This is a genomic window from Enterobacter sp. SA197, from assembly GCF_054131575.1.
The window spans coordinates 679203-696958 of record NZ_CP096393.1 but is presented as its reverse complement, the minus strand read 5'-3'; the positions used below and the strand labels follow the sequence as shown (position 1 = coordinate 696958).

16 protein-coding genes and 1 pseudogene are annotated in these 17756 nt (G+C 55.0%); 5 read left to right on the top strand and 12 right to left on the bottom strand.

Annotation, left to right across the window (positions count from 1 at the left end):
• The first annotated feature begins 121 nt into the window (after positions 1-121).
• The gene (gene robA / locus M1D91_RS03210) at positions 122-988 is read left to right on the top strand and encodes an MDR efflux pump AcrAB transcriptional activator RobA (protein WP_437431088.1); all 867 of its coding nucleotides are present in this window, start codon (positions 122-124) and stop codon (positions 986-988) included.
• Here the strand turns inward: robA and gpmB are convergent.
• On the bottom strand, positions 985-1632 hold the full coding sequence (gene gpmB, locus M1D91_RS03205) for a 2,3-diphosphoglycerate-dependent phosphoglycerate mutase GpmB (protein ID WP_437431087.1): 648 nt from the start codon (positions 1630-1632) through the stop codon (positions 985-987). The genes robA and gpmB overlap by 4 nt on opposite strands.
• Before the next feature lie 97 nt (positions 1633-1729).
• Here gpmB and yjjX point away from each other — a divergent pair, with 97 nt between their 5' ends.
• Positions 1730-2245, top strand: coding sequence for an inosine/xanthosine triphosphatase (gene yjjX / locus M1D91_RS03200; protein WP_437431086.1), 516 nt, complete (start codon positions 1730-1732; stop codon positions 2243-2245).
• Here the strand turns inward: yjjX and trpR are convergent.
• A complete protein-coding gene (trpR, locus tag M1D91_RS03195) occupies positions 2236-2565 on the bottom strand; it encodes a trp operon repressor (RefSeq protein ID WP_437431085.1) in 330 nt (109 codons plus the stop codon). The two genes, yjjX and trpR, sit on opposite strands and share 10 nt — an antisense overlap.
• 62 nt (positions 2566-2627) lie before the next feature.
• On the bottom strand, positions 2628-4568 hold the full coding sequence (gene sltY / locus M1D91_RS03190; protein ID WP_437431084.1) for a murein transglycosylase: 1941 nt from the start codon (positions 4566-4568) through the stop codon (positions 2628-2630).
• A 207-nt stretch (positions 4569-4775) separates the two neighbouring features.
• Between sltY and ettA the strand changes: the two genes are divergently transcribed.
• Positions 4776-6443, top strand: a complete 1668-nt coding sequence (gene ettA / locus M1D91_RS03185; RefSeq protein WP_437431083.1) for an energy-dependent translational throttle protein EttA — start codon at positions 4776-4778, stop codon at positions 6441-6443.
• A gap of 600 nt (positions 6444-7043) precedes the next feature.
• On the opposite strand, the gene nadR is transcribed toward ettA, so the two are convergent.
• The 3 genes from nadR to serB are packed head-to-tail and all read right to left on the bottom strand — an operon-like array spanning position 7044 to position 10681.
• The gene (nadR, locus tag M1D91_RS03180) at positions 7044-8276 is read right to left on the bottom strand and encodes a multifunctional transcriptional regulator/nicotinamide-nucleotide adenylyltransferase/ribosylnicotinamide kinase NadR (protein WP_437431082.1); all 1233 of its coding nucleotides are present in this window, start codon (positions 8274-8276) and stop codon (positions 7044-7046) included.
• A gap of 36 nt (positions 8277-8312) precedes the next feature.
• On the bottom strand, positions 8313-9698 hold the full coding sequence (gene radA / locus M1D91_RS03175) for a DNA repair protein RadA (RefSeq protein ID WP_437431081.1): 1386 nt from the start codon (positions 9696-9698) through the stop codon (positions 8313-8315).
• 11 nt (positions 9699-9709) lie between these two features.
• Entirely contained in the window at positions 9710-10681 is a 972-nt protein-coding gene (gene serB, locus M1D91_RS03170; protein WP_437431080.1) for a phosphoserine phosphatase, read from the bottom strand.
• A 105-nt stretch (positions 10682-10786) separates the two neighbouring features.
• Here serB and M1D91_RS03165 point away from each other — a divergent pair, with 105 nt between their 5' ends.
• Positions 10787-11431, top strand: a complete 645-nt coding sequence (locus M1D91_RS03165) for a YtjB family periplasmic protein (RefSeq protein ID WP_437431079.1) — start codon at positions 10787-10789, stop codon at positions 11429-11431.
• Positions 11432-11470: 39 nt separating this feature from the next.
• Entirely contained in the window at positions 11471-12487 is a 1017-nt protein-coding gene (lplA, locus tag M1D91_RS03160; RefSeq protein ID WP_437431078.1) for a lipoate--protein ligase LplA, read from the top strand.
• Between the two features lie 5 nt (positions 12488-12492).
• On the opposite strand, the gene M1D91_RS03155 is transcribed toward lplA, so the two are convergent.
• From M1D91_RS03155 to deoC, 6 genes and pseudogenes are all read right to left on the bottom strand, one after another.
• On the bottom strand, positions 12493-12633 hold the full coding sequence (locus M1D91_RS03155) for a hypothetical protein (RefSeq protein WP_437431216.1): 141 nt from the start codon (positions 12631-12633) through the stop codon (positions 12493-12495).
• Positions 12634-12721: 88 nt separating this feature from the next.
• Positions 12722-12985 (bottom strand): annotated as a pseudogene (locus M1D91_RS03150) (type II toxin-antitoxin system HipA family toxin YjjJ); the annotation flags it as partial.
• A gap of 125 nt (positions 12986-13110) precedes the next feature.
• The gene (deoD, locus tag M1D91_RS03145; protein ID WP_047371922.1) at positions 13111-13833 is read right to left on the bottom strand and encodes a purine-nucleoside phosphorylase; all 723 of its coding nucleotides are present in this window, start codon (positions 13831-13833) and stop codon (positions 13111-13113) included.
• A 132-nt stretch (positions 13834-13965) separates the two neighbouring features.
• The gene (gene deoB, locus M1D91_RS03140; protein ID WP_437431077.1) at positions 13966-15189 is read right to left on the bottom strand and encodes a phosphopentomutase; all 1224 of its coding nucleotides are present in this window, start codon (positions 15187-15189) and stop codon (positions 13966-13968) included.
• Between the two features lie 52 nt (positions 15190-15241).
• Entirely contained in the window at positions 15242-16564 is a 1323-nt protein-coding gene (gene deoA / locus M1D91_RS03135; protein ID WP_437431076.1) for a thymidine phosphorylase, read from the bottom strand.
• A 184-nt stretch (positions 16565-16748) separates the two neighbouring features.
• Positions 16749-17528: a deoxyribose-phosphate aldolase gene (gene deoC, locus M1D91_RS03130; protein ID WP_437431075.1), complete on the bottom strand. Its 780-nt coding sequence runs from the start codon at positions 17526-17528 to the stop codon at positions 16749-16751.
• Positions 17529-17756 lie beyond the last annotated feature (228 nt).

The following is a 17756-nucleotide window of genomic DNA, read 5'->3' as shown; positions in this document are numbered from 1 at the left end:
CATGAAAATCAGAGACAATGCGCATTTATGCGCAAAAAAAACACTGAATGCTAAAACAACAAACGATGATATTATCCCATCCTTGTATCAGGCGTTCGCCGTTTTATGGAAGAGGATAGATATGGATCAGGCTGGTATTATTCGCGATCTACTTGCATGGCTTGAAGGCCATCTCGATCAGCCGTTATCACTGGACAATGTGGCGGCAAAAGCAGGTTATTCCAAGTGGCATCTGCAAAGGATGTTCAAAGACGTGACGGGCCATGCTATCGGCGCCTACATTCGTGCCCGTCGCTTGTCTAAATCCGCTGTCGCGCTGCGTCTGACCTCGCGTCCTATTCTGGATATCGCGCTGCAATATCGGTTTGATTCGCAGCAAACCTTTACCCGCGCTTTTAAAAAGCAATTTTCACAGACTCCCGCACTCTACCGCCGTTCGCCTGACTGGAGCGCGTTTGGCATCCGCCCACCCATGCGTTTAGGCGAATTCGCCATGCCGAAACACGAGTTTGTGACGCTTCCTCCGACCCAACTGGTCGGGGTAACCCAAAGCTACACCTGCTCTCTGGAAGAGATTTCCGATTTCCGTCATCAGATGCGCATTCAGTTCTGGCGTGAATTTTTGGCTAACGCGCCTTCAGTTCCTGCGGAGATGTACGGGTTGCATGAACCGCGTCCGAGCCTGGAGAAAGATGATGAGCAGGAAGTTTTTTACACCACGGCACTGACACCAGAGATTGCGAACGGGCATATACATAACGCCCATCCCGTGCTGCTGGAAGGCGGCGACTACGTGATGTTCTCCTACGACGGCCTGGCGAGCGGTATACAGGAGTTTATCCTGACCGTATACGGCACCTGCATGCCCATGCTCAATCTGACCCGCCGTAAAGGCCAGGATATTGAACGCTTCTATCCGCAGGATGACGCACGCTCCGAAGAGCCACGTCATATTCGCTGCGAATATTTAGTGCCGGTCCGGCGTTAACGCTGCAATTCATCTAACGCAGGGGCGTCCAGATGTGACACGTCCCCTGCTGTCTCCACGACCCAGCCTGAAGCCAGCCATGCACTGTCCTGATAGTCGATTCGGGAGATAGAGCAGTTACGCAACCGCAGACGGCGTTCCGCATAAGCAGGCAGACCAAGAATGGTACTGACCAGGCAGCCCAGCGCCATGCCATGACTGACAATAAGCGGGCGGCTACCCTGCGGCAGATCGAGACAGGCCGCCAGCGCCGCGTGCATCCGGTCGCCCAGCTCCTGCATGGATTCCCCCTCGGGAATACGCCCACCCTCGGTGCCATTGACCAGCGTCCGGCGCCAGCCCTCTTCTTCTTCCGTCAGGGATTCGATACGACGTGTTTCAAGAACGCCCATATCCAGCTCACGCAGACGGGAATCAAGGGTTATCTCGCATCCACATAATTCCGCAATGATTTCAGCCGTGCGACGCGTCCGTCCAAGATCGCTGGCAATAATATGCGTGATGCCCAGCGCTTTGGCGCGCTCAGCAACCTGCCATGCCTGCTGCTCTCCTTTCTCGGTTAACGGACTGTCTGACTGGCCTTGAATACGACGCTCGGCGTTCCACTGCGTTTCACCGTGGCGAACAAGGTATACCTGTAACATGCTTTTTTATCCATTATACTGCGATGAAATTTTTTATAAGAGGACGGCTATCCCGCCATGAAGAACGCATCTCATTCCGGGTTGCCAATAATAGATTATGCACCATGTTGTCGCAGCTACCACCAATCCCGCCAAAATTCGGGCGATTCTGCACGCTTTTAATGAGATTTACGGCGAAGATTCCTGTGAAATTGAATCCGTTGACGTTGATAGCGGTGTACCGGAACAGCCACTCGGTAATGAAGAGACCCGTCTGGGTGCGCGCAACCGGGTAAACAATGCACGTCTTGCCAGACCCGATGCGACGTTTTGGGTCGCCATCGAGGCCGGTATCGATGAAGGTAGCACCTTTAGCTGGGTAGTGATTGAGAAGGGCGACCAGCGCGGCGAAGCACGCTCGGCGACCCTGCCCCTGCCAGAGGTCATTCTGGAAAAAGTCCGTGCGGGTGAAGCCCTTGGTCCGGCAATGTCACACTTCACCGGGATTGATGAAATTGGTCGTAAAGAGGGGGCCATCGGGGTATTCACCGCCGGTAAACTCACCCGTGCCAGCGTTTATCACCAGGCGGTGATTCTGGCCTTAAGCCCCTTTCACAATGCGGTCTATCGCTGAGCGTTCAGTAAAATCTCTTCCAGCCACACCCGCAGGTCGGCCGGTGCCGACTTCAGGCTGTTGGAGCCACGGGTGATGGTGGCGATACCGGCACCCAACTCTGTTTTCAGCTCACGCTGGCTCATCTCACCGCGCAGCAGCTCTTCAATTATTCGCACGCGCGTCCCCAACGCTTCACGCTCATCGGGAGTAAGCATTAAATTGAGCAGCGGGAGATGCAAATCCTTCTCATAAGATTGCCTGACGAGTTCAACGAAGCGCAGCCATTCCTGGTTGCGTTGTTCGGCCATGGCCGCTGAATAGGGTGATTGTTGGGTCATAATATTCCGCCATTTTGCTGCGTACTCGTTAAAGAGTACGCAGCATAGCATAAACATGACGATCAGTAACGACGCTGCCACTCCGCCTCGGTCAGCACAGTGGGCCTGGTGCCGTCCATGAAGAAACGATAGTAAGCGTCATAGGCGAGCACGTTTTTCACATAACCGCGCGTTTCAGAGAAGGGAATGCTTTCAATAAACGCAACCGCATCGATGCGCCCGGCACTGTTATTAAGCCAGGTCCGCACGCGACCCGGCCCGGCATTGTAGGCCGCAGAGGAGAAAATGCGGTTATTACCAAACTGCTGGTACACATACTGCAAATAGCTGGTTCCAATGTTGATATTGGTTTCCGGATCAAGCAGCTGTACCGCGTTGCTGTAGCCCGGAATATTGAACATCTTCACCGTGTGCGTTGCCGTTGCTGGCATAATTTGCATCAAACCGCTGGCCCCCACCGGTGAGCGGACTTTGGGATTCCAGGCGCTTTCCTGACGTGAGATTGCCATTGCATAGCTTTGCGGAATATCTTTCCCCTGCGTATAACGCGCATAGAGATCCTGATACGCCAGCGGGAAACGCTCCTCCAGTTGATCCCAAAGCTTACCGGCGATCGTCGCCTGAACGCTCAGATCCCACCAGTGCCGATCAAATGCGTAGCGGGCCAGCTGGGCTTGTTCTGAAACGCTGCGGCTGGTAATGAGATTGGCCCATTCGCTGCGTGCCGTATTATCCAACTGCCAGTACATGAGCTCACGGACTCTGGCCATTTCCGGCCCCTGAGAGAGTGCAGGGTCGATGTTACCTTGTGCTTTATCAATCTTCATGGTGTACGCTTCGCCCAGCCGCTGGGCCGCGACCATAGGGTAGAAGCCACGCTGCTGCATGAGCGCATGCAGGATCTCTTTTGCCTCTGTCTCACGGCCCCGCTCCAGCAGCAGATCGGCCTGCCAGTAGCGCCATTCATCTTTTTCTTTGGCATCCATCGGCAGACGGGCAAGCCAGGTATTTAACCCGGCGCGATCCCCGGTACCAATCGCCATTCGCACGCGGCGCTCTACGATAGACGTCGACTGGGATCGCATAATGGCATCATCACGCCAACGCGCCTGCTCATCGGTGACATCATTGCCCATCAGCCGCCAGGCCACGGTGTCCCGTAGGATCTGAGTTTGATCTTCATTAAGCTGCTGCGCCTGCACCAGAGATGGGATCATCAGGCGTGCATTTTCCACATCCTGACGGGCCACGCTTTCGAATGCCTCGGCTGCCATCTGCCGCGTAAAGTCCGTCGCGCCGGTGGTGCGGGCAAAATTCATGACGCTATTCGGGTCGTTGGCAAGCGTAATTATTGCCGTCGAGATGGTTTGATAATCCGATGGCATCTGCCCGGCCAGTAGCGTCACCAGTCGGGTATTTCCCGCCTTCATCGCCAGACGGATCCGTTCCAGAAATGCCAGAGGATCTTGTTTGCCAGAAGCACGCCACGCGCCAAACAGCTGGTCACACGCATTCGGTTGGCTGCTTCCGGTGAGCCAGAGTTCCTTCGCCCCCTGCCAGGCCTCCTCGGCCTGCCCGGTGTTCCACTTCGCATAGTAGTAATTACACTGCGCTTCGGTCGTTGACGGTTTTTCCGGACTGAACGCCAGCAAACCACGCCAGTCCTGTCGGCGCGCCAGCTCATTTACAAAGCGTGTCTTCAGGGTACGAGCGGGCGGAAGCGTAGGATTTTCCTGAATAAAATGGCTGACGGTGACGGTGGGTTGGTTCATCAGATCGTCAGTTATCTGGCGATATTCCAGATAGGGATAGAGCGGATAATCTTTGAGTGTCGGCATTAACTGTGCCACCACATCCATCTGCTTTTTGTCCCACGCCTGCTTAACCTGGGCGTAACGACTACGTTGTTCATCCAGCGAGTCCGCTCGCGCTGCATTACTGAGGGACAGTAAACACATACTGGCCGCCAGGTAACGCCAGGCGGCTTGTTTAGCTCTCTGCACTGCGCATTCCTCTCATCAAAACGGTCATTGCAGCCTCATGCCACAGACTCACTTAATGCTAACCGTGCCCGGCGCAACGCGCCACGTCATGCACACTTTTTTACCTTTCTCGCATGTTTTAACACAGCTTTCGAGGCTGGCTGGGATTGGACAAAGAAAACGGCTACACTCCGCTGTTGATATTACATAAAAGAGGCGAAGTCCAACGTGGCTCAATTCGTATACACCATGCACCGTGTCGGCAAAGTGGTTCCGCCGAAACGTCATATTCTTAAAAACATCTCGCTGAGTTTCTTCCCTGGCGCAAAAATTGGCGTACTGGGCCTTAACGGCGCCGGTAAATCTACCCTGCTGCGCATTATGGCCGGCATTGATACTGATATCGAAGGCGAAGCACGCCCTCAGCCGGGTCTTAAAATCGGTTACCTGCCGCAGGAGCCGCAGTTAAACCCTGAGCAAACCGTCCGTGAGTCCGTTGAAGAGGCGGTTGCAGACGTCGTTAACGCGCTGAAAGGGCTTGATGAAGTGTACGCGAAGTACGCTGAGCCGGACGCGGACTTCGATAAGCTCGCAGCGCAACAGGGCAAGTTCGAAGAAATCATTCAGGCACACGACGGTCATAACCTGAACGTACAGCTGGAACGTGCTGCTGACGCCCTGCGTCTGCCGGACTGGGATGCGAAAATCGCTAACCTCTCCGGTGGTGAACGCCGCCGTGTGGCACTCTGCCGCCTGCTGCTCGAAAAACCGGACATGCTGCTGCTCGACGAACCAACGAACCACCTCGATGCCGAATCTGTGGCCTGGCTGGAACGCTTCCTGCACGACTTCGAAGGCACCGTGGTGGCAATTACCCACGACCGTTACTTCCTCGATAACGTTGCCGGCTGGATCCTGGAGCTTGACCGCGGTGAAGGTATTCCGTGGGAAGGCAACTACTCCTCCTGGCTGGAGCAGAAAGATCAGCGTCTGGCACAGGAAGCGTCTCAGGAAGCGGCCCGTCGTAAATCCATTGAGAAAGAGCTGGAGTGGGTTCGTCAGGGCGCGAAAGGCCGTCAGTCTAAGGGCAAAGCCCGTCTGGCGCGTTTTGAAGAGCTTAACAACGTTGAGTACCAGAAACGTAACGAAACCAACGAACTCTTTATTCCGCCTGGCGCACGTCTCGGGGACAAAGTGGTTGAGGTCAGCAACCTGCGTAAGTCTTACGGCGACCGCGTGCTGATTGACGATCTGAGCTTCTCGGTACCGAAGGGCGCTATCGTCGGAATCATCGGCCCGAACGGCGCGGGTAAATCTACCCTGTTCCGCATGATGTCTGGCCAGGAACAGCCGGATGCAGGTTCAATCACCCTCGGTGATACCGTTAAACTGGCGTCCGTCGACCAGTTCCGTGACGCGATGGATAACAGCAAAACCGTCTGGGAAGAAGTCTCCGGCGGGCTGGATATCATGCGTATCGGCAACACCGAGATGCCAAGCCGCGCCTACGTTGGCCGCTTCAACTTTAAAGGTGTTGATCAGGGCAAACGCGTGGGCGAGCTGTCCGGTGGTGAACGCGGTCGTCTGCATCTGGCGAAACTGCTGCAGGTTGGCGGTAACGTGCTGCTCCTTGATGAACCAACTAACGACCTGGATATCGAAACCCTGCGTGCGTTAGAAAACGCCCTGCTGGAGTTCCCGGGTTGCGCGATGGTTATCTCGCACGACCGTTGGTTCCTTGACCGTATTGCTACCCACATTCTGGACTACCAGGATGAAGGTAAAGTGGAATTCTTTGAAGGGAACTTTACCGAGTACGAAGAGTACAAGAAACGCACCCTCGGCGCTGACGCGCTGGAGCCGAAGCGTATCAAGTACAAGCGTATTGCAAAATAAAAAGCAAAAAGGCAGCGTTAGCTGCCTTTTTTATTGTTTGCGCCTTCTCCCCGTGGGCTGAAGAATCCCCAGAAAAAAATGCGAGCACGCCTGGTCCCCTCGCCCCACCGGGGAGAGGGTTAGAGTGAGGGGGAACATGCGGCGCTTGTGGTCGTTCCGTTCACCTTATGTTCCTTGCTTTTCTGTCACGCCAGAACCCGTGAACGTGCCAGGGTGGTTCACCGCCACCACCCTGGCGACCCGGGCTCCCGGCCAGGAAAATCGCCGCTGGCGCGGCATTATTCGCCCCATCCCTGGGACTGACCCTTTCAGGGCTAGCGCAGGCGCTATTCAAAATCGCTCCCGGCAATTTTGTCGTCTTATGTCGTCTGACTATCGGGTCGGGGACCAGCCTGCCTCCCTGCAGGCTATCCCCTCCGCCCGCTTCCCTGCGGGCGGACCCGGTCAGCCGTCACGCCTCATCGATTTTCAGCCGGACCCTGTCATCGCGGTGACGGTTTTATTCTCATTTCGCCGTGGTATCGCTGTAAAACGTCATAGTACTGGGGATCTTTCAGCCCTGTGGGAGAGGGCCGGGGTGAGAGCAGCAGACCACGGGCCCTACCCCTCCTCCCCCATCAACTCTCTCACCAGCTCCACACAGTGCAGAAACCGCGAATCGTAATCCGGCTCTTCAACGTGTCGCCAGGTGATATTGTTCTCTTTGAGCATCTCCACCAGCATGTTCTGGAACTCCCGGCGGTCCACTGAACTGCCCAGACTTCGCAGCCCATCGGCTACCCAGGGGACGTTATTTTCCAGCAGGATCACAAGGTCAAACCGGTACTCGTCGATCATCGCCTGCACGAAGGGATGTTCGCGCCCTTCATACTTCAGGCAAAAGGCCTGAGTGGTCACGAAGTCGGTGTCAATAAACGCGATTTTATTGGCGTATTTAACAGCAAAATCAATGTACTGCGCCTGACCTAAGGCGATTTTGTCATAGTCAGAATATTGCAGCGCCATCTCATCGCCACCCAGGTGAGAGAAAACATAATCCCGCCCGTACTCCCAGGCGCTGGTGGTATTGAAAATATTGGCGAGCTTATTTACCAGCGTCGATTTTCCGCTGGACTCCCCGCCGAGGATAGCCACGGTGCGTACAAAAAACGGCTTCACTTCGGTCGGAATATAATCCCAGTAGCGGAACGGATTCGCACGGATCTGCCCGCCGCTGATGTTCATGAATGTGCGTTTCGGGTCGATTAACACCGTCTGCACGCCGAGATGTTCGAGATATTGCTCCGCATCCGCCTCTTCTGAGGTGTAAATCCAGTTAGGCTGAATCCCCTTTTCGTCCATGAAAGCGTTGATGCCTTTGCTCCAGACATCCCAGCCGTGCGGATAGGGCTCCATCCCCTCTTCGTTAAAGGCATGGATGCGAATATTTTTTTGGTATTTGAAGGTTTGAAGCAGCCAGCGCAGGCGATCGCTGATGGTTGGCTGCTGAGACATGGCGCTGTTTTCAAAAAGCTCACGGTCGCGCTTTTCGTCATACCCCATCACGATATGCAGTTCATCGACCTGACTACAGGCGCGCTGAATCAGATAAATATGCCCGGTGTGTAACGGGTAAAATTTACCAAAGACCACGCCGATGTTTTTCTGCTGGCGGGGAAATTCAAGACCAAGAAAGCGGTGTAACGCCTCCAGCTTTTGTGCGCTGGGGCTTTTGATTTTGGCGTTAAGCAGTTGGCTTAAATAGCCCTTGGTCATGCCGCTTGCATCCGCAACCTGCTGCAAAGTGCAGCCCTTCTGGCGGATGGCAGTTTTTAGATAGTCGAATGACGACATAATGAGTCGGTGCCTCCTGCGTGTTCGAATACGTTATTATAGGTCGTCAAAAACACTTAAGGCATCTGAAAGCTTCTTCACACCAAAGACTTGCATCCCTTCAGGCGCCTTTTTCGGCACGTTGGCTGCAGGCACAATCGCACGACGAAAACCATGTTTTGCCGCTTCTGCAATGCGCTCCTGCCCGCTCGGCACCGGGCGAATTTCTCCCGCCAGGCCCACTTCACCAAAGACCACCAGATCCTGCGGCAGCGGCCTGTCGCGCAGACTGGAAACCATTGCCAGCAGCAGCGCCAGGTCAGCACTGGTTTCTGTTACCTTCACGCCGCCCACCACGTTGACAAAGACGTCCTGATCGGCCATCTGCAGACCACCGTGGCGATGCAGCACTGCCAGCAAAATAGCCAGCCGGTTTTGCTCAAGCCCGACGGCGACACGCCGTGGGTTGCCCATCATTGACTGATCCACCAGCGCCTGAATCTCTACCAGCAGCGGACGCGTTCCTTCCCACAGCACCATGACAGAGCTGCCGGAGGTTACTTCATCACCACGGCTCAGAAAGATGGCTGACGGGTTACTGACTTCGCGCAGCCCCTGCTCGGTCATCGCGAACACACCGAGTTCGTTCACCGCACCAAAACGGTTTTTGTGACTACGCAGAGTACGGAAACGGGAATCCGCATCGCCATCAAGCATCACCGAGCAGTCGATGCAGTGTTCAAGCACTTTTGGCCCGGCCAGCGAGCCGTCTTTGGTGACATGCCCCACCATCACAATCGCCACCCCGCGTGTCTTGGCAAAACGCGTCAGCCAGGCGGCGGTTTCACGCACCTGCGCCACGCTGCCCGGTGAGGACTGGATCTCAGCCATGTGCATGACCTGGATGGAGTCAATAACCATCAGCTTCGGCTGCTCTTCTTCCGCAATCATGCAGATCTGCTCAATGCTGGTTTCCGAGAGCATATTCAGATTACCAGTCGGCAGGCCCAGACGGTGCGCGCGCATTGCCACCTGCTGTAAAGACTCCTCACCCGTGACGTACAGCGTTTTCATCTGTTCGGCGAGCCGGCAAAGCGTTTGCAGCAGCAACGTGGATTTACCCGCCCCCGGATTACCGCCAATCAGAATGGCGCTCCCCGGCACCACACCGCCGCCGAGTACGCGGTCAAACTCTTTAAATCCTGTCGAGAAGCGCGGCAGTGCCTCCAGGCTGATTTCAGAGAGCTTTTGTACTTTAGAGACACCCGCATTGCCCGCATAACCGCTCAGGCGCTCATTACGTGCTACGGCTGGCGAAGCGGCTATACCACGCACTTCGGTGATGGTGTTCCAGGCATGACAGGCGCTGCACTGCCCCTGCCAGCGCGGATAATCGGCACCACATTCATTACAGACAAATGCGCGTTTTGGAGCTTTCGCCACGGAGACCTCGTCTATTTTTTACTGATGCTGGCTGAGAGAATGCAGAACACCCCCATCAGGTCAGCGTGACGGATGGTAACTTCCGCCTTCTCGTTAACTTTCGGTTTGGCATGGTAGGCAATGCCCAGGCCAGCAGCTTTGATCATCGGCAGATCGTTCGCGCCATCACCGATAGCGATAGTCTGGGTAAGGGGAATATCAAATTTTTCAGCAAGTTCGGTAAGCGTTTTTGCTTTGTACTGCGCATCGACAATATCGCCCAGCACGTTGCCGGTGAACTTACCGTCAAAGGTTTCCAACTGATTGGCGACCGCCGCTGCTAAATTCAGTTTATCGCGCAGATGGTCGGCAAAAAAGGTAAAGCCACCGGACGCGATAGCCACTTTCCAGCCCAGCGTTTGCATTTTCAGTACCATCTGGGTAAGCCCTGGCATCAGGGGCAGCGTTTCACGAACCTGATGGAGAATGGTGGCATCGGCGCCCTTGAGCGTCGCCACCCGGCTGCGCAGGCTGGCAGTGAAGTCCAGCTCACCGCGCATCGCACGTTCCGTGACTTCAGCCACCTGCTCACCGGTTCCCGCCAGTTTGGCAATTTCATCAATGCACTCGATTTGAATGGCCGTGGAGTCCATGTCCATAACCATCAGACCGGGGGCACGCAGCGACGGGATCTTACCGAGTGGGGCGACGTCCAGTCCGTTATCGTGCGCCAGGCGCGTTGCGCGCGGCGTTAGCGAACCGGCAAGGCGAATCACCTGATAGTCATCGACGCGCCAGGCCGCGACGATGACCATCGCCGCCCCCAGTTTCCGCTGCCAGGCGGTCAGGTGGGCTTTATCCAGTTTACGTCCGTACAGAAGCCATCCGCTGCGTCCTGCGTGATAATCCAGGGGCATGACCTCATCGCCACTTAAAGAGAGCGGCAAACCAGGCCACTGAGAAACGTCGTTGGGCAGGTCGCACCAGGTCAAATTATTCGGCATTACAGCTCCTGTAGGGATATGTGCTGAGGTAAAAATAACGCATGAGGCTACCTTGTAACCAGCGCTTCTGGCAACATTAAGCCGCAAATTTTCAACAGGTGGAATATGGCTCGCGCAAAACTTAAATTCAGGCTTCATCGCGCTGTGATCGTGCTTTTCTGTCTGGCTCTGCTGGTCGCCCTGATGCAAGGTGCCTCCTGGTTCAGCCAGAATCATCAGCGTCAGCGAAATCCGCAGTTCGAGGAGCTTGCCCGCACGCTGGCAAAGCAGGTGACGCTGAACCTTGCGCCGCTGATGCGCACCGAAACGCCTGATGAAAAACGGATTGGCGTAGTGCTTCGGCAATTAACGGAAGAGAGCCGGATTCTGGATGCGGGGGTCTACGATGAAAGCGGCGATCTTGTCGCACGCGCCGGGGAGAGCGTAGAGGTGCGCGACAGGCTGGCCCTGGATGGAAAAAAAGCCGGCGGCTACTTCAACCAGCAAATTGTTGAGCCGATACAAGGAAAGAGTGGCCCGCTGGGTTATCTGCGTTTAACGCTTGATACCCATACGCTGGCGACGGAATCCAAACAGGTCGACAACACCACGAATATTCTCCGCCTGATGCTGCTGCTCTCCCTGGCAATTGGTGTGGTACTCACGCGCACGCTCTTGCAGGGCAAACGCACTCGCTGGCAACAATCCCCCTTCCTGCTGACCGCCAACAAACCCGTCGCGGAAGAAGAAGAGAGCGAAAAGAAAGAGTAGTGGTCAGGTAAGCTACTCATGACGAAAAGGAAAAATTCTATGACAACATTACGCCTGCTTATCTCTGACTCTTACGATCCCTGGTTCAATCTGGCGGTTGAAGAGTGTATTTTTCGCCAGATGCCAGCCACGCAGCGCGTGCTCTTTTTATGGCGCAACGCCGACACGGTGGTGATTGGCCGGGCGCAGAACCCGTGGAAAGAGTGCAATACGCGGCGCATGGAAGAAGATAACGTCCGTCTCGCGCGACGCAGTAGCGGCGGTGGCGCAGTCTTTCACGATCTCGGTAACACCTGTTTTACCTTTATGGCAGGCAAGCCAGAGTATGACAAAACCATCTCCACCTCGATTGTACTCACTGCGCTAAACGCGCTTGGGGTAACGGCGGAGGCTTCCGGGCGAAATGATCTGGTGGTTAAAACCGATGAAGGCGATCGCAAAGTCTCAGGCTCAGCCTACCGCGAAACCAAAGATCGCGGTTTCCACCACGGCACGCTGTTACTGAATGCGGATTTAAGCCGTCTGGCGAATTACCTCAATCCGGACAAGAAAAAACTACAGGCTAAAGGCATCACGTCGGTGCGTGGACGCGTCGCGAATTTGGTCGATCTGTTGCCAGGTGTCACTCATGAACGCATTTGCGAGGCGGTAACGGAAGCATTCTTCGCCCATTACGGTGAGCGAGTAGAGGCTGAAATCATTTCACCGGATAAGACCCCGGATCTGCCAAACTTCGCTGAAACCTTTGCCCGCCAGAGCAGTTGGGAGTGGAACTTTGGTCAGGCACCGGCGTTTAGCCACTTACTGGATGAGCGTTTCACCTGGGGCGGCGTGGAGCTGCATTTCGACGTGGAGAAAGGCCATATCACCCGCACACAGGTGTTTACCGATAGCCTGAACCCTGCGCCGCTCGAAGCACTCGCAGCCCGTTTACAAGGGTGTTTATACCGTGCCGATGCGTTAGTCCAGGAGTGTGAGGCATTGGTGGGAGATTTCCCCGACCAGGAAACCGAACTGCGTGAACTGACGACGTGGATTGCGGGGGCGGTGCGATAATCCCCTTACGCCAGCCGCTGGATAATCGAGGCGGCCAGCGTTAACTTTTCTCGCATCGCGCGGGCGAGATCCTGAAAACCCGCGCTGATGCGTTTGTCATCCAACACCTGTTGCCAGAATTCCCCGGCGAGCGGCACCGCAAACATCCATGCCGCTTTGCTTACCGTAGATCCACGTTGATATCACTAGCCTCGTTGCGCATCGCACCTGAATTCGCTGGCGCAAACGACATCGGCAGCTTCCCTGCGGCCAGCAGGGGTACAGCACACCAAACTGACTTGCGCTTCCCTGAGCATTGACCTGCCAGAGAGGAAAAGAAGAGATACCGCGTACCGGCCTGATGAGTGCATAACGTGTTGCCTGAGCTTTACCAAACTGCACTATCTCAGCATGTGCTGACACAAGACGCGAGAACGTTGCCTGGCTGATTCCCAGCGACTGCCGCAGGTCAGGGGCGGAACGCGGCTCTTGCAGGAGTAAATCGGTTAATGCGCTCATGGATGAATAGATTAATGAATAGATATATGGCGTTATTGTTATGAAAGAAAAGGAGAAAGAGGAAAGAGAGGAAAATAAATGAATAGATAAAACGGGCAGCATAGCGCTACCCGTTTGAAAAATGCTTACTCTTTGTCGCCCAGCAGAACAGATTCCAGCGCGATTTTGATCATGTCGTTGAAGGTGGTCTGACGTTCAGCAGAAGTGGTCTGCTCGTGGGTACGGATATGGTCGGAAACGGTACAGATGGTCAGCGCTTTTGCACCAAACTCGGCCGCAACACCATAGATGCCCGCCGCTTCCATTTCCACGCCCAGGATGCCGTATTTCTCCATCACGTCAAACATCTCGCCGCCGTCCGGTGCATAGAACAGGTCCGCAGAGAAGATGTTACCGACGCGGGCATCAACGCCCAGCGCTTTAGCGGCATCAACGGCATTACGCACCATGTCGAAGTCAGCAATCGCAGCAAAGTCGTGATCCTTGAAACGCATACGGTTGACTTTGGAGTCGGTGCAGGCACCCATACCGATAACGATATCACGCAGTTTTACGTCCATGCGTACTGCGCCACAGGAGCCCACACGGATGATTTTCTTCACGCCGAAATCGGTGATCAGCTCTTTCGCGTAAATGGAGCAGGACGGGATACCCATACCGTGGCCCATCACGGAGATTTTACGGCCTTTATAGGTACCGGTATAACCCAGCATGCCGCGAACGTTATTTACTTCGCGGATATCTTCAAAGAACGTCTCAGCAATGTGTTTGGCGCGCAGCGGATCGCCCGGCATCAGAACAACATCAGCGAAATCACCCATTTCAGCGTTAATGTGAGGAGTGGCCATCTTCAGTTCCTTTTTATTTTTAAATTCACCCTCTCCTGTGGGAGAGGGTTGGGGTGAGGGCATCAGGCCGCACCCATGTTTCATGTAGGAGAAGGTTGGGATGGGCATCAAGCGCTGCCCACCCCTACGCATTTAAAGCATGTTTTTGCCATAGTCCATCGGCGAAGTTCCGAAGAACGAGGCGACAGTCTGGCCAATATCCGCAAAGGTTTCACGGTGTCCCAACGAGCCTGGTTTCACTTTCGGGCCGTAGATCAGCACCGGAATGTGTTCACGGGTATGATCGGTGCCCTGCCAGGTCGGGTCGCAGCCGTGGTCAGCGGTCAAGATCAGAATATCATCTTCACCGACCAGCTCCATCAGCTCCGGCAGACGACGGTCAAACAGCTCCAGGCCGCCAGCGTAGCCTGCGACATCACGACGGTGACCCCATGATGAGTCGAAATCCACGAAGTTGGTAAAGACAATGGTGTTATCACCCGCCGTTTTCATCTCCTGAACGGTGGCGTCAAAGAGGGCGTCCAGACCGGTCGCTTTCACTTTTTTGGTGATACCACAGTTGGCGTAGATGTCCGCGATTTTACCCACGGAGACCACCTGGCCGTCTTTTTCATCGACAAATTTCTGCAGCACCGTCGCAGACGGTGGCTCAACGGCGAGGTCATGACGGTTGCCGGTGCGCTGGAAGTTACCCGCTTTATCGCCAACAAATGGACGAGCGATAACGCGACCAATGTTGTAACCACCTTCGGTCAGCTCTTCACGTGCGATTTCACACAGCTCGTAAAGCTTATCCAGGCCATAGGTCTCTTCATGACAGGCAATCTGGAATACGGAGTCAGCGGAGGTATAGAAAATCGGCTTACCGGTTTTCATGTGCTCTTCGCCGAGCTGATCGAGGATAACGGTGCCGGAAGAGTGGCAGTTGCCAAGGTAACCTGGCAGGTTGGCGCGCTTGACCAGCTTATCCAGCAGTTCCTGCGGGAAGCTGTTTTCATGATCGGAGAAATAACCCCAATCAAACAGAACCGGCACACCGGCGATTTCCCAGTGGCCTGACGGGGTATCTTTACCGGAAGAGAGCTCGTGCGCCCAGGCATATGCGCCCACCACTTCCGCGTTACCGTCCATACCAGCAGCAATTTTACCGGTAGAACCTTCATGCGCTTTGACCAGACCCAGGCGGGTCAGGTTTGGCAGATTCAGCGGGCCCTGACGACCGTTGTCCGCTTCGCCTTTGGCACAGGCTTCTGCGATATGACCGAGGGTATCGGAACCCACGTCACCAAAACGTTCTGCATCTTCTGTTGCGCCGATGCCGAAGGAGTCCAGCACCATAATAAATGCACGTTTCATATTGTTCTCCGTACGTAGTGCTTCAAAAAATAGCGATCAGATCAGTATACAGTTATTCAGCGATACGACGATAGACCGTTGGTGTGGATTCTGGTGCTTTATCGTCAAGCGTAATCGCCGCTTTCACGGCTTTCGCTGCTTCCTGCCAGCTGTTTTCGTCTTTCGCGTGGATCACGGCCAGCGGACGCTGTCCATCGACGCTTTCGCCGAGGCGAGCCATATCCGTAAAGCCGACGCTGTAGTCAATAGTGTCAGAGGCCTGGCGACGACCGCCGCCCATCGACACGACGGCCATGCCGAGCGCACGGGTATCCATCGCCGACACAAAACCTTCATGGTCTGCGTAGACCGCTTTCGTCAGCATCGCGGTGGGCAGGTATCTGGCGTAATTTTCGACAAAATCGGTTGGGCCTTTCTGGGCTGCAACCATGCGACCAAAGATCTCTGCCGCTTTGCCGTTGTCCAGTACCGCCTGCAGCTTCACGCGCGCTTCGGCGTCATCGCTGGCAAGTTTGCCTGAAATCAACATCTCAACGCACAGCGCCATAGTCACGTCGAACAGACGCGGGTTACGGTATTCGCCGGTCAGGAACTGCACGGCTTCACGGACTTCAACGGCATTACCCGCGCTGGAGGCCAGCACCTGGTTCATGTCGGTGAGCAGCGCGGTGGTGCGCACGCCTGCGCCGTTGGAGACGCCAACGATCGCTTCGGCAAGCGCCGCAGAGAGTTCAAATGTCGGCATAAAGGCCCCGCTGCCCACCTTCACGTCCATCACCAGCGCATCCAGCCCTTCAGCCAGTTTCTTGGCGAGGATCGAGGCGGTGATCAGCGGAATGGAGTCGACGGTCGCGGTAATGTCACGCGTGGCGTAAAAACGCTTATCCGCCGGGGCAAGAGAGCTGGTCTGGCCGATAATCGCCACACCAACATCTTTAATAATGTCGCGGAAGCGCTGGTCATCCGGGAAGATATCGAAGCCCGGAATGGCTTCCAGTTTGTCCAGCGTACCGCCGGTATGCCCCAGGCCGCGCCCGGAGATCATCGGGATGTAACCGCCACATGCGGCGACCATCGGTCCCAGCATCAGCGAGGTCACGTCACCCACACCGCCGGTGGAGTGTTTATCGACAATCGGGCCGTTGAGGTTAAGGCTTTTCCAGTCCAGCACCGTTCCTGAATCTCGCATTGCCATGGTCAGCGAAACACGCTCAGGCATCGACATATCATGAAAGAAAATGGTCATCGCCAGCGCAGCAATCTGCCCTTCGGAAACGGTATTATCGCGAATACCATTGATAAAAAAGCGAATTTCTTCTTCGCTTAACGCATGACCATCACGTTTTTTACGAATAATTTCTTGTGCGAGAAACACGGTACCCCCGAACAATCAGGTTAAGGGCGGCGGATGAGCCGCCGCAATGAAAAGCAAGATTTACTCAAATCATTCAGGCTGCAGGAAGGCGGTAAGGAAGCGTATCCCAGGCGCTTACCAAAACAAGTGGCCTGGGTAAGGAGGTGCAGCCAACGCACCTGCAGCCTGAAGCAGGATGAGTGAATCAGTAGCTGCTTGCGCTCTTACCGTCGCCGTGGCCCAACGCCTTTAACAGGCTTGCCAGCAGGCTGGACGCGCCAAAGCGATAGTGGCGGGCATCCGCCCAGTCAGCACCGAACAGCGCATCGGCAATCGCCAGATACTGCTGCGCGTCTTCAGCGGTACGCACGCCACCAGCCGGTTTGAAACCAACGGTTTTCTCAACGCCCATATCACGGATCACTTCCAGCATAATGCGAGCGCTTTCCGGCGTGGCATTGACCGGTACTTTACCGGTAGACGTTTTAATAAAATCCGCCCCGGCTTTGATGGAGATTTCAGAGGCCTTACGGATCAACGCTTCTTCTTTCAGCTCACCGGTTTCGATGATGACTTTCAACAGCACGTTTGCCGCCGCACAGGCTTCTTTACAGGCTTTGACCAGATCAAAACCCACCTGCTCGTTACCGGCGATCAGCGCACGGTACGGGAACACCACGTCCACTTCGTCTGCACCATAAGCGATAGCAGCGCGGGTTTCCGCCAGGGCAATATCAATGTCGTCGTTACCATGCGGAAAGTTAGTTACCGTCGCGATACGCACATCGGGGGTGCCCTGCGCATTCAGCGTTTTACGCGCAATCGGAATAAAACGCGGATAGATACAGATGGCCGCCGTGTTACCCACTGCAGTTTTTGCCTGATGGCACAGGGCGATGACTTTTTCATTGGTGTCATCGTCGTTAAGGGTAGTCAGGTCCATCAGTTTAAGCGCACGCAGGCTGCTTGCAGTTAAATCAGTCATAGCTCTCTCCGTCGGCAACTGCCGATTTAGTCGGGTCTGTTATTATTCTAACATTTACCCATCATCACACTTCGACACTCATCACAGTTAATGAAAACGACATACACATTTGCAAAACCATAATGAGACATTCATCAAATTTTTGTATTACGCGAAGAACGTTACTGGCTATTTAGCGGGTGTGGATCAAGAGAGACGAATCACCGATTACCTACACTTCGCTCACCA